The following is a 23,392-nucleotide window of genomic DNA, read 5'->3' on the forward strand; positions in this document are numbered from 1 at the left end:
TGTCAGTTGAGGTGATGCCCCTGTACACGCTGATATCGCCGACGCGGGGGCTTAAATATGTCCGAAATCCGGATATACGCCCAGAACTGGCGGGAGCGACAGGGCGGCGTCTGCGGGGGTGGGTGCGTCGCCAACCGGAACGAGGCGGTGGTGGATGAGCCCCTCGGCTTTCCGGCCGACTCCGGAGCGAGCAGGCGCACGCGCCGGAGCGGACGGGCAGGCAGGGGAAAGCTCATGCCACGAGGTACTCGGGCAGCCGCTTGCCGATCTCCACGAGAACCTCGGTGTTGAGCTGGTAGGCGAGCGCGGTCTCGGCGATGACCCTCTTCGCCTGCACCTCGTCCAGGTTCAATGAGTTGAGCCGGTTCCGGTAGTCGACCTTGAACTCCTTCAGGTCGGGGATGTCGGGGAAGAGGTAGAACGCGACGCCCGCCGATGTCTCGAAGTTGTACGCGCGCTCCACGAGCTTGCGGATCACCTGGCCCCCGGAGAGGTCGCCGAGGTAACGCGTGTAGTGGTGGGCGATGAAGCCGCCGGGCCAGTCGGCGATCTGGTTGATCCGGGCGACATAGGTCAACGTGGGCTTGGACGGGGTGATCTCGTCACGCCAGTTCGTCCCGTACAGCTCCTCCAAGTCGACTTCCAGCGAGGGGACACGCTCGAGTTCCCTGCTGACGAACGGGCTGGCGACCGGGTCGTCGGCGAGGGCGCGTCCCGCCGCCTCAAGGGCCACGTAGGCGTAGTAGTGCTGGGCGACCATGTCGGCGTAGCCCTCCCGGGACACGCGTCCACCCATGAGTGCGTCGAGGTAGGCGGTGCGTTCCGCCTCCTCGTGGTCGTTCCAGGTCGCGTTCTTGAGTTGGTCGGCGAACGTCTCGGTCGCGGTCATGTCCGAACTCCTCTTGCACCGGAATGTCGTTTCGCGACACAGTGTCAGAAAGAGTGCGGTCGGTCAACATTTATACGACATATCGTCGTAAACGGCCGATGGTCGTTCCGTTCCCGTTCGGGAAGGGGTGGCGACGGGGGCGTCGGTCGGGCGTGATCCCGGCGCGAGCGGGCCGTGTGGGCTGGGGGCGGTGGGAAGGCGGGTGGCGGTAAATCCACCCTTCGGATGATGACGATGTGTCGTCAAACCTCTTCCCATGTGAAAAGGTCCCATCTATCATTCCGTCCACATATACGAGATTCCGCACAGCGGAACATTGAGAGAGGTGGTTCGCCATCGTCTCCTATCTCCTCCGCCGTCTGATCGCACTGGTGACCACCGTCCTCGCGGTGATCTCGCTGGTCTTCGTCCTCCTGCGTCTGTCACCAGGCAGTCCGCTCTACACCCTGCTCGGATTCAGCTACAGCGAGGAAGGCAGGGCCGCCGTCGCCGAGCGGCTCGGCTTGAACGCCTCCATCCCCGAGCAGTACGTGCGCTACCTCCGGCAACTCGCCGGCGGGGACCTCGGCGCCTCGGTCTTCTCCGGCCAGCCGGTCGGGGAGCTCCTCGCCCAGCGGCTGCCCGTCTCCCTGGAGCTGGGCCTGGTGGCCGGAGCCGTCTGGATGGCGCTGGGCATCCTCGCCGGAGCGCTCGCCGCGCTCCGGCACGGCTCACCGTTCGACGGTCTCGTACGCGTCACGAGCGTGGTCGCGCTCTCGGTGCCGAGCTTCTGGCTGGGCCTCGTGTGCGTGCTGGTCTTCGGCGTCTACATCACCGGGGTGCTGCCGGTCAGCGGCTACGTCCCGATCTCCGAGGGTCTGCCCGAACACCTGCGCGGTCTGGTCCTACCCGCGTTCGTACTCGGCCTGCCCGCGTTCGCCGTCGTGGCCCGCACATTCCGCGGGTCCGTCCTGGAGGTGCTCGACCGCGACTACGTCTCGTTCGCCACATCGATGGGCATGTCCCGTCGCACGTTGCTGGCGAGGGTGGCGATGCGCAACGCCGCGATCCCCCTGGTGACCGTCATGGGACTGATGCTCGGCATGCTGGTCAGCGGCGCGATCCTGGTGGAGAACGTGTTCGGCGTACCAGGCCTCGGCCAGCTCATGGTCGACTCCTTTCGCCGGCAGGACTATCCGGTGGCCGCCGGCTGCTGCCTGGCCGTGGCCGTCCTCTACCTCCTCACCAACCTGCTGGTGGACCTCGCCCAGCTGGCGATCGACCCGCGCATCCGCGAGGGCGTGCTGAACGGCGGGCGGGTCCGGTGAGCGCCGTCGTCTCCGCACCGCGGGGCGCCCGGCTCCTTCCACGCGACGGCCTCACCTGGTTCGGCGCCGTCTGCGCCGCGCTGTTCTGCCTGCTCGCGGCGCTCGGGCCGTCGCTTGCGGGAGACCCGAACGCCACCGGCTCCGACGTGCTCGCCGCGCCGTCCCTCACGCACCTGTTCGGCACCGACCAGCTCGGCCGGGACCTGCTCGCCCGTACGGCGGCGGGCACCCGGGTGTCGCTGACGGTGAGCCTGGCCGCCGTGGCGCTGGGCCTGTTGGTCGCCCTGCCGCTCGGCATCTTCGCCGGATATCACGGCGGGCGGCTGTTCGACGACCTGATCATGAGGGTGCTGGAGATCGTCCAGGCGCTGCCGATGTTCGTGCTGGCGATGTTCGTCATCGGGCTCAGCGGCACGGCCACGGCGCACCTGGGGCCGATCCCGATCACCATGACGACCAAGGTCGTGCTCCTGCTCGGCGTCGCGTTCGTCCCCTACTTCGCGCGGGTGGCACGTGCGGCGACGATGGCGGAGACCGGCCAGGAGTACGTGGCCGCGCTGCGGGTGGTGGGCGTGCCGCGGCTGCGGATCCTCTTCGGCGAACTGCTGCCCAACGTCGCGCCCGCCATGGTGGTGCAGGCGTTCCTCGCGATGGCGCTGGCCGTCTTCGCCGAGGGCGGGCTGGGCTTCCTCGGGCTGGGCGTCCAGCTGCCGCAGGCCACGCTCGGCAATCTGACCGGCGGCGGCACCGGCTACCTGCCCGCGGGTGTCTGGTGGTACTCGGTCCTGCCCGGCGCGGTCATGCTCGCCGGGATCCTCGGCTTCAACCTCATCGGTGACGCCCTGTCCGACTCCCTCGGCGGACGCGGCACGACCCACGTGGAGACACGATGACCATTCCCCCCTCCTGGTCCCGGCGGCGGTTCCTCGGGCTGGTTCCCGCCGTGTCGTTGCTCGCCGCCTGCTCGACCGCTTCACCAACGGGCGGTGGCAGGACGCTCAGGATCGGCGTCGCCGCCGGCCCGAGCAACCTCAACCCGCTGGACTCCGGCAGCGAGGTCACCCGCTGGATCGCCGAACCGGTGATGGAGACGCTCTACGACTACGACGAGCGAGTCCGATCGGTCCCGCTGCTCGCCGCCGCCGAGCCGGCCGTCTCCGCCGACGGACTCACCTGGACCATCCCCCTCAAACGGGGAGTGACGTTCCACAACGGCGACGCCTTCACCGCCGAGCACGTGGTCGCCTCGCTCGACCACGTCGCCGCCTTCGCCAGCGGCAGTGAGTGGGTCGTCTACTTCCTCGGTTACTACTCCGGGGCTCGCGCCGTCGACCCGAACACGGTCGAGATCAGGCTCAAGCGCCCCTACGGGCTGCTCCGATCGCACCTGACCAACCTGCCGATCACGCACCGGGCCTTCGTCGACCGCAAGGACACCATGATGGGCACCGGGCCGTACCGGCTGGAGCGGGTCTCCGCAGGGCTGGGCTACTCGATGACCGCCCACAGGGGATATCACGGACCATCCCCCGCGTACGCCCGGCTGGAGTTCCAGATCATCCCGGACGGCTCGACGCGGGCGGTGAACCTGCGCGCGGGCAGCGTGGACATCGCCACCGAACTGCCCGTGGCGGCCCTGCCGCTCCTCGCGGGACAGCAGGCGGTGACCGTCCACCGGGTGGACGCGCCGATCGACATCCTCACCTACGTCAAGGCGGGGGATCCGCCCTTCGACGATCCGAACTTCCGGCGCGCGGTCGCCTACGCGGTGGACCGGCAGGGGGTGAACGACAAGGTATTCGGCGGCGCCGCGGTCCTCGGCCAGGGCCCCATCGGCCCGGCCGAGCGGGGGTACGACCCGGACCTGCGGGTCTTTCCCGCCCGGCCCGACACGGCGCGGGCGCGCGAGCTGCTGCGCGGCGTCACCGCCCCCTCCTTCACCCTCACGATCAGCGCCGGCCAGGTCATGGAGGACATCGCGCAGATCCTGGTCCAGAGCTGGGCGCGCGCGGGCATCACCGTGAAACTGGAGGTCCTCCAGGGCGGCCCCTGGGCACAGCGCTGGATCTCCGGCGCCTACCAGATGATCATGAACCGCTTCTCCAGTGGCTTCACCAGCGGCGACGCGAACTATCTCACCCTGTCTCCCGCCCAGTCCACGAGCGTCCTGGCCTGCGGATACGAGAACCCGTCGGTGGACACCGCGCTCGAGCGGGTATGGGCGATCGACGACCAGGACGAGCGCGACCGGCTGCTCCGCGAGGTGAACGCGACGCTGACCGAGGACGCGGTGATGTTCCCTCCCGTCTATCCGAAGATGATCGTCGCACAGCGCGCGAGCGTGAGCCCGATGGATCCCGCGCGGATGAAGATCAGCAGACTGGGCACGCCCCGGCTGCGGCCGGAAGGGAACGCCGGTGAATGACCGTCAGGCGACCGGCTCGCCGGTGACGGATCCGCCACCCGCCGATCTGCTGACCGTCTCGGACCTGCACGTGGACTATGCGGGGCGGCCGGCCGTGCGGGGCGTCTCCCTCAGCCTGCGCCGTGGAGAGATCCTCGGCCTGGTCGGGGAGTCCGGCAGCGGCAAGAGCACCCTGTGCTCGGCGATCACGGGCGTGCTCCCGGCCGGTGCGCGCGTCCGCGCCGCCGGGCTGCGCTTCGACGGGCGGGAGCTGACCGAGCTACCCCCCGAGGACATGCGGCGGATCCGGGCCTCCCGCATCGGTGTGGTGCCGCAGCGGCCCATGACCTCGCTCAGCCCGTCCACCCCCGTGCTGCGGCAGATGCGCTGGTACCACGACGGACACGACCTCGCCGACCTGCTCGCCCAGGTGGGCCTGCGCGCGGTGCTCGACCGGCCGCGCGACCACCCGCACCGATTCTCCGGCGGGCAGCTCCAGCGCCTGCTCATCGTGCTCGCCGCGCTGGCCAGGCAGCCCGACCTGCTCATCGCCGACGAGCCGACCACCACGCTGGACGCGACCGTCCAGGCGCAGGTGCTCCGCCTGCTGCTCGATCTGCGCGACCGGCTCGGGCCGGCGATCCTCTACGTCACCCATGACCTCGCCGTCGTGGCGCAGATCTGCGACCGGGTCGGGGTGATGTACGCCGGCCGGCTGGTCGAGTCGGGGCCCGTGAGCCAGATCTTCACCGCACCCCGCCACCCGTACACGCGCGCCCTCCTGGCCGCGCTTCCCGCCCGCACGGAACGCGGGCGGCGCCTCGGCGCCATGCCGGGGCACACCGTGGCGGAGGTCACGCTCTCGCGAGAGAGGGGCGCGCGAGCGGGCTCGGCGGGGTGCGCGTTCGCCCCGCGCTGCCCGGTCGTGCTCGCCCGCTGCCACGAGGAGGAACCGACGCCGATCACCATGGGGACGGACGTGGTCCGTTGCCACCGTGCGGGGGAGACCCCGGAAGCCGAGGAGGACGCGTGACCCCGGTGCTCGAACTCGACCACGTCACCCGCCGCTTCCCGGCGGGGCGGCGGCAGACGGTCCACGCGGTGGAGGACGTGTCGTTCCGGATCGATCCCGGCGAGACGCTCGCCATCGTGGGCGAGTCCGGCTGCGGCAAGTCGACCGTCGCCCGGCTCGCCGTCGGCCTGCTCCCTCCCACGAGGGGCGCCGTACGCATCGGGGGCGTCCCCGCCGGCACGCGGATGGACCGGGAGACCCGCCGTCAGGTGCAGTTCGTCTCGCAGAACCCGTGGTCGGCGCTCAACCCGCGCAAGACCATCGGCCACAGCGTGGGCCAGCCCCTGGCCGTCCACGGCCTGTGCCGGTCGGTGGCCGAGCGGGCCGAGCGCGTCGCCGAGCTGCTGGAGCAGGTCGGCCTCCCCGCGCACTACGCGGCCCGCCGCCCCGGCGGAGTGAGCGGCGGGGAACTGCAGCGGGTCACCGTCGCCCGGGCGCTCGCCGCCCGCCCCCGTGCGATCGTCCTGGACGAACCGACGGCGAGCCTGGACGTGGGCGTCAAGGCCACCGTGGTCAACCTGCTGCTCGACCTTCGCTCCGCACTCGGCCTGGCGTACGTGCTGATCACCCACGAGCTGGACATCGCCCGGCACCTCGCCACCAGGGTCGCCGTGATGTACCTGGGCAGGATCGTCGAGCAGGGCCCGGCCGACGAGGTCTTCTCCGCGCCGCGACATCCCTACACGCGCATGCTGCTGGCCGCCGTACCGGTGCCCGACCCCGCGCGCCGCAATCTGGTCGCGCTCTCCGGCGAGGTGCCCTCGGCCGTCCATCCCCCTCCTGGGTGCGCCTTCCACCCCCGCTGCCCGTACGTCGAGGACGCGTGCAGGGAGGCGGTCCCGCGGCTGATCGCCGTCGGCGACCGGCACAGCGCCTGCCTGCGCGACGGCGAGATCCCCGCCGACGCCGCAGGGGGTGCCTGACCGATGCTCCGCCAGGCACCCCCTCGGGGCGGGCCGGGGTGCCGGCCCGCCCGATCTGATCGTGACTTACCGGCGTCGCAGGAAGGTGATCGCACCGCCGATCCCGGCGAGAACCACGACGGCGATGACCACGATGAGGGGGAGGGGGATTCCCCCGTCGTCATCCGTCGCGGCCGACGGCGCCGCGTCGGTAGTCGTTGCGGGACTCGTGGGCGGCGAATCGGCGGCGGGACTCTCGGTGGCGCCCGACGCGGCGGCGAACGTGAGGGGTAGCTGGGTGAAGTTCGCGGTGTCCCGGGGGTTGGCCGGGTCGTTGGTCATGAGAGCGCAGGTCGTCGCGGTGCAATCGGTCGAACCGAACACGGCGGCCGGTGTCATCGTGGTCTCCAGTCCGCCGTCGGCGTCGGTGGTGACCCGCGCGAAGCTCCCCGTGTCACACGCCTTCCCGGGCGGCTGCTTGGTGTCGCAGAGGGCGACGAACAGCGTCGTCTTCGGTGTGAACCCCGTTCCGGTGACCGTGATCTCGGTTCCCGGGGCCAGATCGGTGCTCTGGCTCGCGGTCAGCTCCGGCTTGGCCGGCGCGGCGGCGGCCTCTCCGGCGAGCGGTGGGGCGATGGCGAAGGTGATGGCCAGCGCGGTGACGAGCCGTGCGCGCGCTGAACGACTGCAGGGCATTGGTGCCTCCCTTGTGTTCCAAGACGAGCCGATTGACGTCCCCGATCACTTGCGGAACACAGTTTCACGACATAGTGTCATAAAACAAGAGCCTCGAAGCTCTCTGATTCCCCTGAGCCCCCTCCGACGATCCCCCGGCCTTCCGGGCGCGGTCGGCAGGCGGAAAGGACGCATATGAGCGTGGACGTAGCGCTTCCACCGGCCGAAAGACACCAGCACCATCGAGACGTCACCGGAGGCTGGCTGCGGCCGGCCGTGTTCGGCGCGATGGATGGGCTGATCTCCAACTTCGCTCTCATCAGCGGTGTGGTGGGGGGCGGCGCCTCCAACACGATCGTGGTCGTGACCGGGCTGGCCGGGCTGGCGGCCGGTGCCTTCTCCATGGCCGCGGGCGAGTACACCTCGGTCGCCTCGCAGGCCGAGCTGATGCGGGCCGAGATCGACATCGAGAAGGCCGAGTTGGAACGCGACCCCGAGGGCGAGCTGGCGGAACTCGTCGCGCTCTACGAGGCCCGCGGCCTGGACGCGGAGACCGCCGAGGGAGTCGCCAGGCAGCTCACCGCACAGCCCGAACTCGCCTGGCGCGTGCACGTCCGCGAGGAGCTGGGGGTGGATCCCGACGACCTTCCCTCTCCTTATGTCGCCGCGTTCTCCTCGTTCACCGCGTTCGCCATGGGAGCGATCGTCCCCTTGGTGCCGTTCATGCTCGGCGCGACCGGGCTCGCCGTGGCCGCGGTGATCAGCGTGCTCGGCCTGCTGGGCGCCGGCGCGGTCGTCGCCCGGCTCACGGCACGCCCCTGGTGGAAGGGCGCGTTGCGCCAGCTGGCGCTGGGCGTGGCCGCCGCCGCGGCCACCTTCGGCATCGGCAGCCTCGTCGGAACCAGCCTCTCCTGACAACAGAAAGGGTCCGTTGAACCATGGGCATCAGAGAAGAAATGCCGTTGCTCGCCCGGCACGAAGGGGAGTGGGAGGGCACCTACGTCTACGTCGACGCCGACGGGAAGATTGTCGACTCGCACCGCTCCCACCTCACCTGCACCCTCGGCGACGGAACGGACGGGTGGGACTACCACCAGGTGAACGTCTACACCTGGGAGGACGGAAGGACCGAGGAGCACCGCTTCCCCGGCACCTACCTGGGCGGCGGACACTGCGGCTTCGACACGGACCGGCTCACGGGCGAGTTCTGGGGGGTCGACGACAACACGATCTACCTCTCGTGGATCTACAAGGAGAAGGGCGCCGACCTGCGCCTGTTCGAGCTGATCGTGCTGAGCGAGGACGGCAACCACCGGAACCGGGTCTGGCAGTGGATCCGGTCGGGCATCTGCGTCCAGCGGACTCTGATCAACGAGACACGCGTCGTGGCATGAGAGCGCAGCTGTCGATCGCCGGCGGCGTACGCGAGTTCGCCGCCGCCACCCCCTCGGCCGTCGCGGTCATCGACGGCGACAGGCGGCTCAGCTACGCGGCGCTTCACGACCGGTCGAGTCGGCTGGCCAACGCCCTGCTCTCCCGCGGCCTGACCTCCGGGGACACGGTGGCCCTCCTGCTGGCCAACCAGCTGGAGTACCCGGAGGCGGCGGCCGGCCTGGCCAAGGCCGGGCTGGTGATGGTCCCGCTCAACCCGCGCCTGACCCCGCCGGAGATCGCGTTCATCGTCGAGCACTCCCGGGCGCGGGCGCTGATCGTGGACGTGACGCTCGCCGACAGGGCCGAAACCGCCCTCGCCGCGGCGGAACCCGTGCTGGTCACCGGCGACGGCGGAACCTACGAAGCCGCGCTGGCCGCCGCGCACGGCACCGACCCCCGTGTCCCGGTGAGCGAGAACGATCCGTTCTGCGTGGCCTACACCTCCGGAACGACCGGCGCCCCGAAAGGCGTCATGATCAGCCACCGGTCCCGGGTGCTCACCTTCTATGCCTCGGCGCTGGAGTGGGGGCTCGGGCCGGGGCGCCGCTCGATCGCGGTGGCGCCGATGTACCACGGAGCGGGGTTCGCGTTCGGCTACGCCGCCGTCCACACCGGCGGCACGGTTTCCATGCTGCGTTCCTGGGACCCGGAACAGCTGCTCGCGATGATCGAGAAGGACCGGGCACAGTCGGTCTTCATGGTGCCGACCCACGCCCAGACGATCCGCGCGCTCGGCGACCTCACCCTGCGCCGGAGGGATCTGAGCAGTCTCGACACCCTGTTCTTCAACGCCGCCGCGCTGCCGGTCCCGCTGAAGGAGTGGGTGCTCGACACGTTTCCCCACGTCGGCGTGCACGAGCTGTACGGCTCGACCGAGGCGGGGATCGTCACCAACCTGCGCCCGGCGGACGCCGGGCGCAAAGCCGGATCCGTCGGCCACCCGTGGTTCATGACCGAGGTCAGGATCGTGGACGAGGCGGGCGTCGCCGTACCGGCGGGGACCGCGGGCGAGCTCTTCAGCCGGTCGCCGTACCTCATGAACGGCTATCTGCGCGACCCCGGCGCCACGCGGGCCTGCATGACCGACGACGGCTTCCTCACCAGCGGCGACATCGCCGTCAGCGATGAGGAGGGGTTCATCAGGATCGTCGACCGCAAGAAGGACCTGATCATCACCGGCGGCGTCAACGTCTACCCCCGGGATGTCGAGATCGCGATCGACGAGTGCCCGGGAGTCATGGAGTCCGCCGTCATCGGAGAGCACGACGAGACCTGGGGCGAACGCGTCGTCGCCTATGTGGTCGGTGAGACCACCGCGGATGAGATCGAGGCCCGTCTCCGGCCCCGTCTCGCCGGTTACAAGATCCCCAAGACCATCCGCTTCGTGCCGAGACTGCCGCGCAACAGTGCCGGGAAGGTCCTCAAGCGCGAGCTCAGGAAGGACGTCTGAATGCGCCCGCACGTTGAACTGATCCACGACGACGACTACATCTGGCATGCGGCGGAGCTCGTCAGCGGTGAAGGGCGGGCCAGCGAGCGCCGCCTGTCCGTCGACGAGGAGGACGGCTCCTCGTCGCTCCGGATCGACTTCCACACCGATTGGGGCCGCGGGCCGGGCATCCACCACGCCGACACCGAGTACTACGTGCTCGAAGGCTCGATGACGTACGGCGGCCGCGAGATCGGCAAGGGCGGCTACGTCTACGCGCCGCAGGGCGTCCCCACCGACGCGATCACCTTCGCCGAGGGCACCCGGATCCTGCACTACCGCGAGTACGGCGACGCCGGCTTCGACCCGGTGGACGGCCTGAACGCCCCGCGCTGGGCGGACGCGCGCGAGGACGTCATCGTCATCGACAGCGAGGCCATGAACTGGGACGCGGTGCCGAACCCCGGCCCCATGCCCGGCCTGTTCATCAAGTACCTGCACGTCGACCCGGTCACCGGCTTCTACACCCGCCTGGTGTTCTGCCAGGAGGGCTGGACCGACCACCGGCTCGCGCACCACCCCTGCTACGAGGAGGCGTACACCACCCAGGGCCACATGGAGTACAACTTCGGCACGCTCGACCAGGGCAGCTACTTCTTCCGCCCGGCCCGGGTGAAGCACGGCCACTTCACTACCATGGAGGGCGGCATGACCATGCTGCTGCGCTCCGACGGCGAGTTGTTCAACTGGTACACCCAGAACGAGTGGATCCGCTGGGGTGGCGAGGCTGTCAACTACGGTCCCGACGGCGGTCGTATGCGCTGGTCGCAGTCCTCGCACGACCTCGGGAAGGGCTCGGTCCGGCGTAGCGACCGCGACCTGGCGGATCTCGCCGCCTCGGTGCGGTACCAGCGGGAGCAGGGTGCCAAGGACGTCGACTACGTCCCCAACGGCGTGGGCTCCGACAAGAGCATGCTCGCGGTGGCCAAGGCCCTCGACGCGGCCAACCTTCAGGGCGGCCACGGCGGCCACGATCACCAGTACGGCCACGAGCACGGTGACCACGAGCACGGTGACCACGAGCATGTTCTGCGGGCGGACTGGGGCGCCGACCCGGGCTCGCTCGAACACCGCGAGGAGCGTACGGACGCCGGCGCCCACAACCGGGGGCAGGGCCGCCCCTGGAAGCCCGGCGAGCCCATTCCCGCGCCCATCATCTCCACCCTTCCGGTCCGGAGCCGTTCCCGCGGCCGTTGGGACGCCGACGGGATGTAGCGGGAGAGGATCATGGCGGCCGTCCCGCGGTGGCCGCGTCCGCCGGCCCGTGACGTTCAGGGCGAGCGTCTCGGGATAGCCGATCCAATCGATTCCACAAGCGGAAGCACATTCCAGAATCCGGCTGTGGCGGTCCTGACGCCCGCCGCGGTCGGCAGGAGACCGAGGAGAGAAAGATGATCTATCTCGTCTACCGGATGCGGCTGACTGAGCACGCTCGACGCGACATGAAGGCATTCTGGGCCTGGCTGGAACAGCGGGAGAGCTGGTTCTACCGGGACCTGCCGATGGTCAGGGAGCTCCGCTGGTACTACAGCGTCGTCGGTGACGTCTATGTCCTGGAGAACTGGGCCGCGTTCGAGGACGAGGCGGCCTGGGGAGCCTACCGGGCGGCCCTCGCCGGCCTCAAAGCCGATCCCTCATGGGAGTCGGAGCGGGTGTCGCAGGAATCGTGGTGGGACTTCCTCGGTACGAGGATCGTCTCCGACACGCCCGTGCCCGTCGGGTTCTCACGCGGCTAGGGTGCCGTCGTCGCGAGTTGAGGGGCCTCGTCAATGGAGACCGCCAAGCCGTTGCGCCGCCGTACGCCGGACGCCTCCAGCCAGACCGTCGCGACCGTCGAACGCGCAGCCGATGTACTCGTCCTGTTCGCGGAGCCGGGCTCCGTCACGCTCGGGGTCACCGAGATCGCCGGAAAGCTCGGCATGTCGAAGGCGGCCGTGCACCGGATCCTGACATCCCTGCGACTTCGCGGGCTGATCGACCTCGACCTGGAAACCCGCCGCTACTCCCTGGGCTCGACGACCATGCGGCTGGGGCTGGCCTACCTCGACAGGCTGAACGTGCGCGGACTCGCGGCCCCCGCGCTGGTCACCCTGTCGAGGACTCTGGCGGAGACGGCGACGCTGTCGATTCGCACCCGCTCGACCCGGGTGTACGTCGACCAGGCCACGCCCAGCCGAGAGGTGATCATGTCCGTCTCTCTCGGCGTCCCCTACCCCCTCCATGCCGGAGCCTCCTCCAAGGCATTCCTCGCCTTCCTGTCCGACGAGGAGATCGACGCCTATCTCAGGACCGTCCCGCTGACCCGGCTCACCGAGCGCACGCTGGTGCATCCGGACATCCTGCTCAAGGACATCGTCGCGATCCGGCGTCGCGGATATGCCCGATCCACTGCCGAGCGTCAGCACGGGTCGGCCTCGGTCGCCGCGCCCATCTTCGATCACCATGGCCGGCCGGCCGGTGTCGTGAGCGTATGCGGCCCGATGGAGCGGTTCCGGGGCGAAGCGCGGCATTGCGCGGAGGTCCTGCTCGAAGCGACCCGCCGGCTCTCGGCGCGGATGGGTCACGCCTCGGCGGAGAAGAGGTAGCGGTCCGGCGTTCGTGAACACGCCTGCGCCGCCGTCCTCGTCGTACCGCCCCGGCCCTGCCCCGCACGTCCACCCCCCGGAAAACGATCTCATTTGGGAAGCCCCGTGACGAACCTTTCGTACCGCGCCCTCGCCCTTCAGACCAGCACACATTCGGTGAGCGGGATGTCCGTCAGTGACGCCAGAACCTCGATGAGAAACGCCGTTGCGCGCATAGCCGCCCATGTCGGAGCATCAAAGCAGTGGATCGGGCCGGATCTGCGCCTCATCGTGCTCCCCGAGTACGCGCTGACCGGATTCCCGCTCGGCGAGCCGGTCCCGGTGTGGCGGGAGAAGGCGGCACTGGATCCCGGCGGCCCGGAGTACGAGGCAATGGCCGCCATCGCGCAGGAGCAGGACGTCTACCTGGCGGGCAACGCCTACGAGTGTGACGAGCACTTTCCCGAGTTGTACTTCCAGACGTCGTTCGTCCTCTCCCCGGCCGGTGACGTCGTCCTGCGCTGCCGTCGGCTGTACTCGATGTACTCGCCTACTCCGTACGACGTATGGGACCGCTATCTCGACGTCTACGGCGCCGACGGGCTGCTTCCCGTCGCGCGCACCCCGATCGGCAACCTCGCCGCCATCTCGTCCGAGGAGATCCTCTACCCCGAGCTGGCCCGCTCCCTGGCCTTGCGCGGAGCAGAGGTGCTGTGCCATCCCACCTCCGAGTCCTCGAGTCCGCTCCTCACGCCGAAGGCCATCGCCCGCAGGGCGCGCGCGGTCGAGAACCTCTCCTATGTGGTCTCGGCGAACACGGGCGGTCTCACCGGCACCGGCATCCCCGCCGACTCCACTTCCGGAGGCTCGGAGTTGATCGACTTCGAGGGACGGGTGCTGGCCCAGGCGGGAGCGGGAGAGAGCCTCGTCGCCTCCGCCGAACTCGATCTCGGCGCGTTGCGTCGCTACCGGGGCCGCCCGGGAATGGGCAACCTGCTCTCCCGCGCCAAACCGGCGCTGTGGGCCGTCGAGTACGGCCGCCACGAAGGGGAACGGCCCAACGAACTGGAAGGGAAGGTGCCGGATCGCGCGTGGTTCAAGGAACGCCAGATGGAGACGATCACCCGCCTGCGGGACGCGGGGGTGATCGCGTGAGCGGCGGGACCTACCAGGTCAGAGATCCGCGCACCGGAGAGATCGAGCGCCCGCTGTGCCCTCCCACGCCGACGGAGCTGGCCGATCTCGCGGCGCGGCTGCGTACCGCCCAGCCACCCTGGGCCGCGCTGTCTCCCACGCGACGCGCGGCGGTGCTCTCCGCGTGGCGCGAGGAGATCGCCTCCGCGCGAGACGATCTCGTGGCGGCGCTCACCGCCGACACCGGGAGGCTCACCGAATCCGTGATCGAGGTGGACGGTGTCCTGGGCATGCTGGACCGGTGGGCCGCTCAGGCGCCGGCGCTGCTGACGCCACCGGCGCCGCGGCAGGCGAACGTACCCGGTGTCGAGATCCGCGGCGACGGCGTGCCGTACCCGCTCGTCGGTGTGATCGCCCCATGGAACTTCCCGCTGCTTCTGGGGTTGATCGACGCGATCCCCGCCCTGGCCGCGGGCTGTGCCGTACTGGTCAAGCCGAGCGAGGTCACGCCCCGTTTCATCGCTCCCGTGATGAAGACCATCGCGCGGGTTCCGGATCTCCGCGAGGTTATCGCGGTCGTCGAGGGGGACGGCTCCACCGGCGCCGCCGTCGTGAACCTCGTGGACGCCGTGGCCTTCACCGGCAGCGTCGCGACCGGCCGCGTCGTGGCCGTGGCCGCGGCACAGGTGTTCATCCCGGCCTTCCTCGAACTGGGCGGCAAGGATCCCGCGATCGTCCTGGCGGGCGCCGACCTTGACAGAGCCGGCTCGTCGATCCTGTGGGGCGCGACCACCAACGCCGGTCAGTCATGCCTGTCGATCGAGCGGGTCTACGTCGAGGAGGCCGTCTTCGACGAGTTCGTGAGTCGGCTGGTGGAGAAGGCGGAGCGGCTCACGCTCGCCTGTCCTCGGCCGGGCGACGGTCAGATCGGCCCCCTGATCGATCCCGCGCAAGCGACGGTGATCGAGCGGCACCTCGCGGATGCCCGGGAGAAGGGGGCCACCGTTCGATGCGGCGGGCGGATCGAACACATCGGAGGCGGCACGTGGTGCCGGCCGACCGTCCTGACCGACGTCGACCACGGCATGTCCGTCATGACGGAGGAGACGTTCGGACCTGTCATCCCGGTCATGGCCGTCCGTGACGCGGACCATGCAGTCGAGCTGGCGAACGACTCGGTCTACGGACTGTCGGGTGCGGTCTTCGCCGCCGACACCTCAGCCGCCCTGGCCGTAGCCGACCGCCTCCATGTCGGAGCGATCAGCGTCAACGACTGCGCGCTCACGGCGTTCGTCCACGACGGGGAGAAGAACTCCTTCAACAGCTCGGGGCTCGGCGGCTCACGCATGGGACCCGCGTCCCTGAACCGCTTCCAGCGCCGGCGCTCCTACTTGATCAACAATTCCTCTCAGCCCGACCCCTGGTGGCACTGACGCCGGCAGGATCGGTACCGGCGGCGACGGGCGCCGAAGAGCGCCAGACCGTACACGCGATGGAAATCCTCAGGGTGGACGGCATGCGTGGACGGCATGCGTGGACTGCATGGATGGACGGCATGGGTGGACGGCCGCGCAGTGACGCCGTCACGCGAGCCGGTGGAGGTCCACGCGGTCACGTCTACGCGGTTACCGAGCCCTTCCGCGCGGCCGTGCCACCCGCCGGATCCTTCGCGAAGAGGCGGCCGCGGAGGCAGACGAAGAAGAGGACCAGGGCGACGGTGAGCAGAATGTGCCCCATCCCGGCGATGCCGGAGATCGCGGCACCGGTCGTCTTGCCCAGCACGGTCATGGTGCCGTGCACGGTCATCATCGTGGCCGTCATCACGAGCCCGACGTTGTAAATCCAGAAGAACCAGCGGAACGCCTTGCTCTCGGAGAGGGTGAAGGCCCGTTCGAACAAGATCATGGTGAGGAAGAACGCCATACCCAGCACCAGGAGATGGGTGTGGACGACGCCGAGCTGTGTCTGACCGGTGAAGTCGTTCAGCTTGGTCAGTTCACGGTAGTAGAGCCCGCCCGCGAGCCCGAGGACCATGTAGACGGCTGCGGCATAGTAGAGCTTTTTCATGGATTCTCTCCTTTGAGGGGAAATGTCAACTGCCGCCGCAGGAGGCATGGGAGGGTGCGACGTCCATGCCCACAGGCTTTCGCGTACGGCGTCACGAGGGCATCCGCCGCAGGTGGTGTCGCGGCGTACAACCACCGGGGTACATGCGATGGAACCGGGTGGGGGCATCATGGGTACATGGCTGAACGTTTCGACGCGTTCAGGTCACTGGCGGACCGGCGGGGACGTCCCGGCGTCCGGCTGCTGGAGGCCCTCGCCGATGCCTCGGGCCGTACGAAGGACGACCCGCGGTCATGGGCGCCCGACGTCGCGCGGCGCTTCGGCCTGCCGGCCGCGGCGGGGCTCGGGCCCGCCACCTACTACGCCGACCTCGCCACCCCGCACGCCCCGCGCCACGTGCGGGTCTGCGCCGCCGCCGCATGCTTCGCCGCCCGCGCGGGACACCATCTCGCTGAGGTCGAGAACGCGGTCGGCGTCGCCGCCGGCTGTGCCGATCCCCGGAGGGGGGTCTCCCTGCAGTGCGTCCGGTGCCTCGGCTACTGCTACGCGGGCCCGGCGGCACTGGACGGAGACACGCCCTGCGCCGGCCCTGATCTGACCGGGCAGCTCTCCGGGCGGACGCCGCCGCACGCGCCGCCGATCCCTGCGGCCGACGCCACCGGAGACCCGGTGGTGCTCGCCGGGGTCGTGGCGGGGGAAGCCGCCTGGCAGGTGTGGCCGGACGTCGTGCGCGGCACCGGCGGAGATCGGGTCCGGGCCGAGGTGGCCGCCTCCGGGCTGCGGGGGCGCGGTGGGGCGGGGTTCCCGGTCACCGCCAAGTGGGCCGCTGCGGGCGGCTCACCCGGCACGGTCGTGGTGGCCAACGGCGACGAGGGTGATCCGGGCTCGTACGCGGACCGGTTGCTCATGGAGGAGGACCCCGGGCGGGTCCTGGAGGGCCTTGCCCTCGCCTGTCTCGCGTGCGGGGCGCGGCGAGGCGTCGTGCTGGTGCGCTCGGAGTACCCCCGGGCGCTGGCCCGGATGCGGACCGCGCTCGGCGAGGCGTACGCCGCAGGACATCTCGGGCGCCGGATCTGCGGCCGGGACGTGGACATGGACGTCGAGGTGGTGGAGGGCGCCGGGTCGTATGTGGGGGGCGAGGAGACGGCGCTCATCGCCGGGTTGGAGGGCGGCCGCGGCTGCGCCCGGCCCCGCCCGCCCTACCCGACGGACCAGGGGGTGTGGGACGCCCCGACCGTGGTCAACAACGTGGAGACGCTGGCCGCCATCCCGTGGATCATGCGGCTGGGCGGTGACGCGTACGCCCGGCGCGGCACGGCCGCCGAGACCGGCACGAAGCTGGTCTGCCTGTCCGAGCGGTTCTCCCGCCCTGGCTGCTACGAGGTCGAGCTCGGGACGCCGGTGCTGCGGATCGTCTCCGAGTTGGGCGGCGGGCTGCGCGACGGCGCGGAGCTGGACGTTCTGCAGGTGGGCGGGCCGCTGGGCGGGTTCCTCGCCGCCGGCGAGCTGGACGTGCCGCTGACCGAGGCCGGGCTGAGCGGGCGCGGTGCCGCGCTCGGACACGCCGGGCTGGTCGCCTTCGATCGGAGCTTGGCGCCGGAGGGGGTGCTGCGCCACATCTGGGAGTTCGCCGCCGCGGAGAGCTGCGGCGCCTGCTCACCGTGCCGCGTCGGGTCCCGCCGCGGCCTGGAGCTCGCCTCGTCCGGCGGGCCGCCCGGCGACGAGTACGCCCGGCTGCTCCGGGTGATGGGCGAGGCCAGCCTGTGCGCCTTCGGCAAGCGCGTGCCCGCCGCGGTGCGCAGCCTCGCCCGCGCGTACGGGGACCGGCTCGGGGGGTGGGCCGGATGAGGATGCGCGTCGACGGTGTCACCGTCCGGCCCGCCGAGGGCGCCTCGGTGCTCGACGCGGTACGCGCCGCGGGCGTCGAGCTGCCCACGCTGTGCCACGACGACCGACTGAGCCCGGCCGGCTCCTGCCGTACCTGCCTGGTGCGGGCCTCCGGGCGCGTCGTCGCGGCGTGCGTGACCCCGGCGGCCGACGGCGCGGAGATCGAGGTCGCCACCGAGGAGTTGTGGGCGCTGCGCCGCGACGCCGTGGAACTGATCGTGTCGGCCCTGCCGCCGCGAGCCCTGGACGGCGGGCCGGACGGCTGGGCGGGTGGCGAGCTGGCGCGAGTCTGCGCCGAGTTGGGGATCACATCCGAGGCCGCCCGAGGGGCCGGAGGACGTGGGCGGGACGACTCACATCCCTACGTCCACCTTGATCGTGATCTGTGCATCGCGTGCGGCCGGTGCGTGCGCATGTGCGCCGAGGTGCAGGGCACGTTCGCGCTCACGCTGACCGGCCGGGGCGCGGATACCGTCGTCGCGCCGGGTACGGGCGGTTCCTGGGCGGATTCCGACTGTGTCGCCTGCGGTGGCTGCCTCACCACCTGTCCCACCGGGGCGTTGACAGAGCCCGGGCTGGCAGGCGGCGTCCCGATCCCCGTCCTCACGCGGACCCGTACCACCTGCGGCTACTGCGGCGTCGGCTGCTCGCTGGAGGTGCTCACCCGTGACGGCGCGATCAGCGCGGTCCTCCCGGATCGCGACGGCCCGGTCAACCGCGGCCACGCGTGCGTCAAGGGCCGGTTCGCGCACGGCTTCGTGCGCTCCCCCGACCGGCTCACCCGCCCGCTGCTGCGCCGTTCCGGACTCCTGGAACCGGTGAGCTGGCCGGAGGCCCTCGACCACGTGGCGCGCGGGCTGCGGACCGCCGTCGCCGAAGGGGGGCCCGACGCGGTGGCGGCGATCTCCTCGGCACGGGCGACCAACGAGGAGAACTATCTGGTGCAGAAGTTCATGCGGGTCGTGATCGGCACCAACAACGTCGACAACTGCTCCCGGCTGTGCCACGCTCCCTCGGCCGCCGGGCTCATCGCCTCGTTCGGGCTGGCCGGGGGAACGGACGGCTTCGACGACGTCGAGAAGGCCGACTGCCTGCTCGTCGTGGGCGCGAACCCGGTCGAGGCCCACCCCGTGGTGGGCGCGCGCCTGCTCCAGCGCGTCCTGCGGGGGACCCGGCTGATCGCCGCCGACCCGCGCGCCGTGGGGCTGGCCCGGTACGCCGACGTCCACCTTCGGCCCCGCCCGGGCACCAACGTCGCCCTCTTCCACGGCCTCGCGCACGTCCTCCTTGCCGAAGGGCTGGTCGATGAGGAGTTCCTGCGCCTGCGCGCGGCCGGGCTGCCCGAGCTGACCGGCCTTCTCGCGGAATATCCGCCGGACAGGGTGGCCGCCCTCACCGGCGTCCCCGCCGCGGACCTGATCACCGCGGCCCGGCTCTACGGGCGGGCCGAACGCCCGGCGATCGTCTACGGCCTCGGCGTGACCGAGCACCTCCACGGCACGGACGGCGTGCGCGCTCTGGCCAACCTGGCGATCCTGCGCGGCGCCGTCGGCACCGACCGCGGCTACGGGGTGAACCCGCTGCGCGGGCAGAACAACGTCCAGGGCGCCTCCGACATGGGCGCACTCCCCGACAGCCTGCCGGGATACGGCAAGGTGACCGATCCCGCCGCGTCGGCCAGGGCGGCCGAGGTGTGGGGCGCGCCTGTCCCGCCCCGCGCCGGGCTGCGCATTCCGGAGATGTTCGCGGCGGCGCGGGACGGCCGGCTCGGCGCGCTGTGGATCATCGGGGAGGACGTGTGCGCGACCGATCCCGACGCCACCAGGGTCGCCGAGGCGCTGGAGGCATGCCCGCTCGTCGTCTGCCAGGAACTCTTCCTCTCCGAGACCGCCCGCAGGGCCGACGTCGTTCTTCCCGCCGCCTCCTGGCTGGAGAAGGACGGCACCTTCGTCAACTTCGACCGCCGGTTCCAGCGCGTACGGCCCGCGCTGATCCCGCCCGGGGAGGCCAGGACCGACTTCGCCGCGGTCCACGCGGTCGCCGAGGCGCTCGGGGTCGATCTCGGCTGCCCTACGCCCGCGGACGCGCTGGCCGAGTGCGCGCGGGTGGCGCCCATGTTCGCCGGGCTCTCGCACGCGCGTCTCGACCAGGAGGGCGCCGTCCCGTGGCCGTGCCCGGACCCGGACGGCCCGGGGGAGGCCACGCTGTACCGCGAACGCTTCGCCACCCCCGACGGACGTGCCCGTCTCGCCGCATGCCCCTACCTCCCGCCGGGGGAGACGCCGGACGACGACTACCCGCTCATCCTGGTCACCGGCCGCCGCTGGGCGCACTACAACTCCGGCAGCATGACCCGCAGGACGGACAACCTCAGGCTCGACGCCGAGGACCGGCTCGACCTGCACCCGTCAGACGCCGCCCGGTACGCGGTGCGGGACGGCGAGCCTGTCGTCGTGGAGAGCCGGCACGGCCGCGCCACGCTCACCGCCCGCCTCACCGAGGAGGCGGCGCCGGGTCAGGTCTTCTGCGCGTTCCACTTCCCGTCCAGTGGGGTGAACACCCTCACGTCCAGCCACGCGGACACCGCGACGTCATGCCCGGAGTACAAGGTCACCGCAGTCCAGCTGAAACCGCTCCCCGAATAACCCAGGGTCGTGGACGAGCCGGGCGGCGTGCTCGGGGCACACCTGGCCGGGTTCTTCCAGCGGGCCCGCCTCCGTGCCGGTGCCGGCGGCCGAGATAAAGTGTGAGGTGGTTCTGCTCCAGAACGACCTGCGGTCAGGGGTCTCGCGCCGCGCTTGATGTCCTGGCGGGAACCGATCAGTACCGGCGATGACCGGGAAGTCGCGCTCACGGGGCACCATCGGCGAACCGGCCGGATGGGGGATCTTGCTGGTGAAGAGCGACAAGGCTGTTGAGTTCGTCTCGCGCCTGTCGGCGGGTGCCGCTGGGGCGGGTGACGCCCGTCACGCGAGGCAACGACGGCGCTGAGCGGTGTCTCGGCTGCTGAGAGAACGGGCCCGCCCGTCATGGGTGCGGGCGCATCAGTATGCGCCCTGGTTCGCGGTGGGCTCGGTGTGCATCGGCGCGTTCATGGGGCAGCTGGACGCGAGCATCGTCACGCTGATATTCCCGGCCCTTCAGCAAGAGTTCCATGCTCGGCTGGCGGCGGTGCAGTGGGTGTCCCTGGCCTACCTGCTCACGTTGGTCGCCCTGCTGCTCGGGGCGGGACGTCTGGCCGATGTCGCGGGACGCAAGCTGATCTACCTGTACGGGTTCACCGTCTTCACCGTGGCGTCGGCGGCCTGCGGGCTCACGCCGTCGCTGCCGGTCCTGGTGGCCTGCCGGGTGGTGCAGGCGTCGGGTGCGGCGATGTTGCAGGCCAACAGTGTGGCCCTGGCGGTGACCAGCGTCCGCCGGTCGCGGATACGGACCGCGCTGGGGATGCAGGCCGCTGCTCAGTCGCTGGGATTGGCGGCAGGTCCCACGGTGGGCGGATTGGTGGTCGGCTCGCTCGGCTGGCGGTGGGTGTTCTGGATCAACGTGCCGGTCGGGCTGGTGGCCATCCTCGCCGGACGGTATCTGCTGCCCCGCACCCGCGAACGCAGTCGGGGCGGCTCTTTCGACGGGGCCGGGCTGGTCTTGCTCGCCGCGGCCACGACCGGCCTGCTGCTGGCCATCTCAGCGGCGTCCGGTCTGGGGTGGCCGTCCTGGTCGGTCGTGGCCCTGCTGGCCGTGGCCCTGGCATCGGCGGCCGGTTTGCGGGCTCGGGAACGGCGGTCGCCATCGCCACTCTTCGACCCCGTCGTGGTGCGTAGCGCGGTGGTGGCGGCCGGGCTCACCGGGGCGTTGTGCGGATATCTCGTTCTGTTCGGCCCGCTGGTGCTGATCCCGCAGGTGCTCATCGCGGCCGGTCTCGGCGAGTTGCACGCCGGGCTGGTGCTCAGCGCGTTGCCGGCCGGATTCGCCGTGGCCGCGCTCGCCGGCGACCATGTGCTGCCGCGCCGGTGGGGTAACCGGCCGCGATGCGTGAGCGGCGCCCTGACCGCGGCCTCGGCGACCGCGCTGCTGGCGATCGCCCCTACCGTGCCCGGCCTGCTCGCGTGCTTCCTGGTGTTGCTCGGTCTGGGTCTTGGGATGTTCGTCCCGGCCAATAACGCCGCTGTCATGGCCGCCGTACCGGCGCGAATGTCGGCGACCGCCGGAGGAATGATCAACATGGCGCGCGGCGTCGGGACCGCGCTGGGCATCGCCGCGGTCACGCTCGCCCTCTACTCCGCGGGAGGGCCGGGGGTCACCGGGGCCCGGGCCGCTTTGGCGGTCCTTGGCGCCGTCGCCGTGGCCGCCGCGTTCACCGCCGTCCCCGCCCGCACCGGCCCCGTACCGGACGCCAGATAGCAGCTCATCGAGCGTGCTCAGGAAGGGAGAGACACGTCAGTGGCCGCAAAGGTCCCAACGCCGGTACCTGTCTCGACGGGTGTGCCGCCGGCCGACGTCCAGGAGGCCGACCATGCGCACACCACTGACCTGATCAGACGACCTTGAGACCCAAGCACGCCGTCTCTGGTGGGAGTGGCGTCGGTGGCGGCTGCGAGCCGTTCGATACCCGCCGGCCTTCGAGCACGGTCAGGTAGCCGGCGGGCAGGCTCTGCAGGATGCACCGCCGGAACAGCCCGGCGGCGGCCGGCATCGCGGCGAGTAGGGCCGCGGACGCGGCGCCGGCGGAGTGGCCGAAGACGGTGATGTTGTCGGGTTCCCCGCCGAAGGCGGCGATGTTGTCCTGGGCCCAGGCGAGCGCGGCGAGTTGGTCCAGCAGGCCGCGGTTGTCGGCGAGCTTGGCGAGCAGGCTGTGCAGGGTCTTCCGCTCCTCGGGTCCTCCACGCCCGGCACCTGCCTTCCACCCGCGCTGCCCCCTTCACCGACGCCGAACGGGTGAAGAAGGAGGAGCAGAAGGTGCCGGACCATGCACTCGCCGGATGGGCCGACCGGCACCCGGCATCGAGCTCCTCGTCGGCGTCGCTGGGCCAGCGGCGCGATGAATATCCGTTATTCCCAGGTGCGGTGACGTGCCCGGGGGGACGTCACTCGGGCACGCATGGTGGGGCTTTACGATGCCCACGTCTCCAGCGCGAGTAGATCGCGCATCGACACCATGCCGACCATGCGTCCGTCCTGCTCTACAGGCAGATGGCGAATGCCCGCGTCCAGCATCCGGCGGGCAACTTCACGCGAGTCCTCCTCCAGGCCCGCGGTCTTCACCTCGGTCGGGGCGCACGCAGCGGCGTTCACGGAGGCCGGATCGATGAACAGGGCCATCGCCGCCACCAGATCCCGCTCCGTGATTATTCCGGTGACCTGGTCGCCTTCGAGCACAGCCAGAGCACCGACCTTCTTCTCCACCATCCGCCGTGCTACCTCGGACAGCCGTTCGTCCGCTCGACAGCCGAAGACCACTGGACGATAGACGTTGCCGATACGCATATCTCCCCTGTCCGTAGCGTCCACTCGATCGCCTTGTGACTGGCGGCCTCGCCGGCCTGGGGCGAGCGTCGCCATTGCTGAACCTGG

The 23,392-nt window shown here is 70.8% G+C and carries 21 protein-coding genes; 16 read left to right on the plus strand and 5 right to left on the minus strand.

The window, feature by feature from the left end; all coding sequences use genetic code 11:
- Positions 1–232: 232 nt before the first annotated feature.
- Positions 233–889 (minus strand): biliverdin-producing heme oxygenase, encoded by a 657-nt coding sequence (locus AB0I59_RS19480; protein WP_358134517.1) that lies wholly within the window; start codon positions 887–889, stop codon positions 233–235.
- Positions 890–1,224: 335 nt separating this feature from the next.
- Between AB0I59_RS19480 and AB0I59_RS19485 the strand changes: the two genes are divergently transcribed.
- Genes AB0I59_RS19485 through AB0I59_RS19505 form a run of 5 tightly spaced genes read left to right on the plus strand, consistent with a single transcriptional unit; the run spans position 1,225 to position 6,595 of the window.
- Positions 1,225–2,196 (plus strand): ABC transporter permease, encoded by a 972-nt coding sequence (locus AB0I59_RS19485; protein WP_063818846.1) that lies wholly within the window; start codon positions 1,225–1,227, stop codon positions 2,194–2,196.
- Positions 2,193–3,089, plus strand: a complete 897-nt coding sequence (locus tag AB0I59_RS19490) for an ABC transporter permease (protein WP_358134520.1) — start codon at positions 2,193–2,195, stop codon at positions 3,087–3,089. Before AB0I59_RS19485 ends, AB0I59_RS19490 begins: the two co-directional genes overlap by 4 nt.
- Positions 3,086–4,621 carry an ABC transporter substrate-binding protein gene (locus tag AB0I59_RS19495; protein WP_358134523.1) on the plus strand — a complete coding sequence of 512 codons (1,536 nt, stop codon included), beginning with the start codon at positions 3,086–3,088 and terminating at the stop codon, positions 4,619–4,621. Before AB0I59_RS19490 ends, AB0I59_RS19495 begins: the two co-directional genes overlap by 4 nt.
- Complete coding sequence (locus AB0I59_RS19500) at positions 4,614–5,633, plus strand: ABC transporter ATP-binding protein (protein ID WP_061258073.1); 1,020 nt, start codon at positions 4,614–4,616, stop codon at positions 5,631–5,633. Before AB0I59_RS19495 ends, AB0I59_RS19500 begins: the two co-directional genes overlap by 8 nt.
- A complete protein-coding gene (locus AB0I59_RS19505) occupies positions 5,630–6,595 on the plus strand; it encodes an oligopeptide/dipeptide ABC transporter ATP-binding protein (protein WP_358134526.1) in 966 nt (321 codons plus the stop codon). Before AB0I59_RS19500 ends, AB0I59_RS19505 begins: the two co-directional genes overlap by 4 nt.
- 66 nt (positions 6,596–6,661) lie before the next feature.
- On the opposite strand, the gene AB0I59_RS19510 is transcribed toward AB0I59_RS19505, so the two are convergent.
- Entirely contained in the window at positions 6,662–7,270 is a 609-nt protein-coding gene (locus AB0I59_RS19510) for a neocarzinostatin apoprotein domain-containing protein (protein ID WP_061258075.1), read from the minus strand.
- 174 nt (positions 7,271–7,444) lie between these two features.
- Here AB0I59_RS19510 and AB0I59_RS19515 point away from each other — a divergent pair, with 174 nt between their 5' ends.
- The 8 genes from AB0I59_RS19515 to AB0I59_RS19550 all read left to right on the plus strand — a co-directional run bounded on the left by AB0I59_RS19515 (position 7,445) and on the right by AB0I59_RS19550 (position 15,303).
- Positions 7,445–8,164, plus strand: a complete 720-nt coding sequence (locus AB0I59_RS19515; RefSeq protein WP_061258076.1) for a VIT1/CCC1 transporter family protein — start codon at positions 7,445–7,447, stop codon at positions 8,162–8,164.
- A gap of 23 nt (positions 8,165–8,187) precedes the next feature.
- Positions 8,188–8,643: a hypothetical protein gene (locus AB0I59_RS19520; protein ID WP_358134530.1), complete on the plus strand. Its 456-nt coding sequence runs from the start codon at positions 8,188–8,190 to the stop codon at positions 8,641–8,643.
- Positions 8,640–10,133: a class I adenylate-forming enzyme family protein gene (locus AB0I59_RS19525; protein WP_061258078.1), complete on the plus strand. Its 1,494-nt coding sequence runs from the start codon at positions 8,640–8,642 to the stop codon at positions 10,131–10,133. Before AB0I59_RS19520 ends, AB0I59_RS19525 begins: the two co-directional genes overlap by 4 nt.
- Entirely contained in the window at positions 10,134–11,387 is a 1,254-nt protein-coding gene (locus AB0I59_RS19530) for a DUF4437 domain-containing protein (RefSeq protein WP_061258079.1), read from the plus strand.
- A gap of 176 nt (positions 11,388–11,563) precedes the next feature.
- Positions 11,564–11,908, plus strand: a complete 345-nt coding sequence (locus AB0I59_RS19535) for a hypothetical protein (RefSeq protein ID WP_061258080.1) — start codon at positions 11,564–11,566, stop codon at positions 11,906–11,908.
- A 33-nt stretch (positions 11,909–11,941) separates the two neighbouring features.
- Complete coding sequence (locus AB0I59_RS19540; RefSeq protein WP_061258081.1) at positions 11,942–12,757, plus strand: IclR family transcriptional regulator; 816 nt, start codon at positions 11,942–11,944, stop codon at positions 12,755–12,757.
- A gap of 192 nt (positions 12,758–12,949) precedes the next feature.
- Entirely contained in the window at positions 12,950–13,891 is a 942-nt protein-coding gene (locus tag AB0I59_RS19545; RefSeq protein WP_358134535.1) for a nitrilase-related carbon-nitrogen hydrolase, read from the plus strand.
- The gene (locus tag AB0I59_RS19550; protein ID WP_358134537.1) at positions 13,888–15,303 is read left to right on the plus strand and encodes an aldehyde dehydrogenase family protein; all 1,416 of its coding nucleotides are present in this window, start codon (positions 13,888–13,890) and stop codon (positions 15,301–15,303) included. Before AB0I59_RS19545 ends, AB0I59_RS19550 begins: the two co-directional genes overlap by 4 nt.
- Before the next feature lie 184 nt (positions 15,304–15,487).
- Here the strand turns inward: AB0I59_RS19550 and AB0I59_RS19555 are convergent, their stop codons facing one another.
- The gene (locus AB0I59_RS19555) at positions 15,488–15,937 is read right to left on the minus strand and encodes a DUF2871 domain-containing protein (RefSeq protein WP_061258084.1); all 450 of its coding nucleotides are present in this window, start codon (positions 15,935–15,937) and stop codon (positions 15,488–15,490) included.
- A 177-nt stretch (positions 15,938–16,114) separates the two neighbouring features.
- Between AB0I59_RS19555 and AB0I59_RS19560 the strand changes: the two genes are divergently transcribed.
- From AB0I59_RS19560 to AB0I59_RS19570, 3 genes are all read left to right on the plus strand, one after another.
- Positions 16,115–17,785: an NADH-ubiquinone oxidoreductase-F iron-sulfur binding region domain-containing protein gene (locus AB0I59_RS19560; protein WP_358134539.1), complete on the plus strand. Its 1,671-nt coding sequence runs from the start codon at positions 16,115–16,117 to the stop codon at positions 17,783–17,785.
- Positions 17,782–20,469 carry a formate dehydrogenase subunit alpha gene (fdhF, locus tag AB0I59_RS19565; protein WP_358134540.1) on the plus strand — a complete coding sequence of 896 codons (2,688 nt, stop codon included), beginning with the start codon at positions 17,782–17,784 and terminating at the stop codon, positions 20,467–20,469. Before AB0I59_RS19560 ends, fdhF begins: the two co-directional genes overlap by 4 nt.
- A 430-nt stretch (positions 20,470–20,899) precedes the next feature.
- Positions 20,900–22,222 (plus strand): MFS transporter, encoded by a 1,323-nt coding sequence (locus AB0I59_RS19570; protein WP_358134542.1) that lies wholly within the window; start codon positions 20,900–20,902, stop codon positions 22,220–22,222.
- Positions 22,223–22,355: 133 nt separating this feature from the next.
- Here the strand turns inward: AB0I59_RS19570 and AB0I59_RS42105 are convergent, their stop codons facing one another.
- Both AB0I59_RS42105 and AB0I59_RS19580 read right to left on the minus strand, forming a co-directional pair.
- Positions 22,356–22,679, minus strand: coding sequence for a carboxylesterase family protein (locus AB0I59_RS42105; protein WP_082777173.1), 324 nt, complete (start codon positions 22,677–22,679; stop codon positions 22,356–22,358).
- A gap of 251 nt (positions 22,680–22,930) precedes the next feature.
- Entirely contained in the window at positions 22,931–23,305 is a 375-nt protein-coding gene (locus AB0I59_RS19580) for a CBS domain-containing protein (RefSeq protein WP_061258086.1), read from the minus strand.
- Positions 23,306–23,392 lie beyond the last annotated feature (87 nt).

Origin of the sequence: Microtetraspora glauca (assembly GCF_040656155.1) — a bacterium.
In the GTDB taxonomy this organism is placed as follows: domain Bacteria; phylum Actinomycetota; class Actinomycetes; order Streptosporangiales; family Streptosporangiaceae; genus Microtetraspora; species Microtetraspora glauca.

Excerpts from the sequence above, each read along its gene's own strand:
- AB0I59_RS19480 (WP_358134517.1), bottom strand. The coding sequence starts at position 889 with ATGACCGCGACCGAGACGTTCGCCGACCAACTCAAGAACGCGACCTGG.
- AB0I59_RS19495 (WP_358134523.1), top strand. The coding sequence starts at position 3,086 with ATGACCATTCCCCCCTCCTGGTCCCGGCGGCGGTTCCTCGGGCTGGTT.
- AB0I59_RS19510 (WP_061258075.1), bottom strand. The coding sequence starts at position 7,270 with ATGCCCTGCAGTCGTTCAGCGCGCGCACGGCTCGTCACCGCGCTGGCC.
- AB0I59_RS19515 (WP_061258076.1), top strand. The coding sequence starts at position 7,445 with ATGAGCGTGGACGTAGCGCTTCCACCGGCCGAAAGACACCAGCACCAT.
- AB0I59_RS19520 (WP_358134530.1), top strand. The coding sequence starts at position 8,188 with ATGGGCATCAGAGAAGAAATGCCGTTGCTCGCCCGGCACGAAGGGGAG.
- AB0I59_RS19525 (WP_061258078.1), top strand. The coding sequence starts at position 8,640 with ATGAGAGCGCAGCTGTCGATCGCCGGCGGCGTACGCGAGTTCGCCGCC.
- AB0I59_RS19530 (WP_061258079.1), top strand. The coding sequence starts at position 10,134 with ATGCGCCCGCACGTTGAACTGATCCACGACGACGACTACATCTGGCAT.
- AB0I59_RS19535 (WP_061258080.1), top strand. The coding sequence starts at position 11,564 with ATGATCTATCTCGTCTACCGGATGCGGCTGACTGAGCACGCTCGACGC.
- AB0I59_RS19540 (WP_061258081.1), top strand. The coding sequence starts at position 11,942 with ATGGAGACCGCCAAGCCGTTGCGCCGCCGTACGCCGGACGCCTCCAGC.
- AB0I59_RS19545 (WP_358134535.1), top strand. The coding sequence starts at position 12,950 with ATGAGAAACGCCGTTGCGCGCATAGCCGCCCATGTCGGAGCATCAAAG.
- AB0I59_RS19555 (WP_061258084.1), bottom strand. The coding sequence starts at position 15,937 with ATGAAAAAGCTCTACTATGCCGCAGCCGTCTACATGGTCCTCGGGCTC.
- AB0I59_RS19560 (WP_358134539.1), top strand. The coding sequence starts at position 16,115 with ATGGCTGAACGTTTCGACGCGTTCAGGTCACTGGCGGACCGGCGGGGA.
- fdhF (WP_358134540.1), top strand. The coding sequence starts at position 17,782 with ATGAGGATGCGCGTCGACGGTGTCACCGTCCGGCCCGCCGAGGGCGCC.
- AB0I59_RS19580 (WP_061258086.1), bottom strand. The coding sequence starts at position 23,305 with ATGCGTATCGGCAACGTCTATCGTCCAGTGGTCTTCGGCTGTCGAGCG.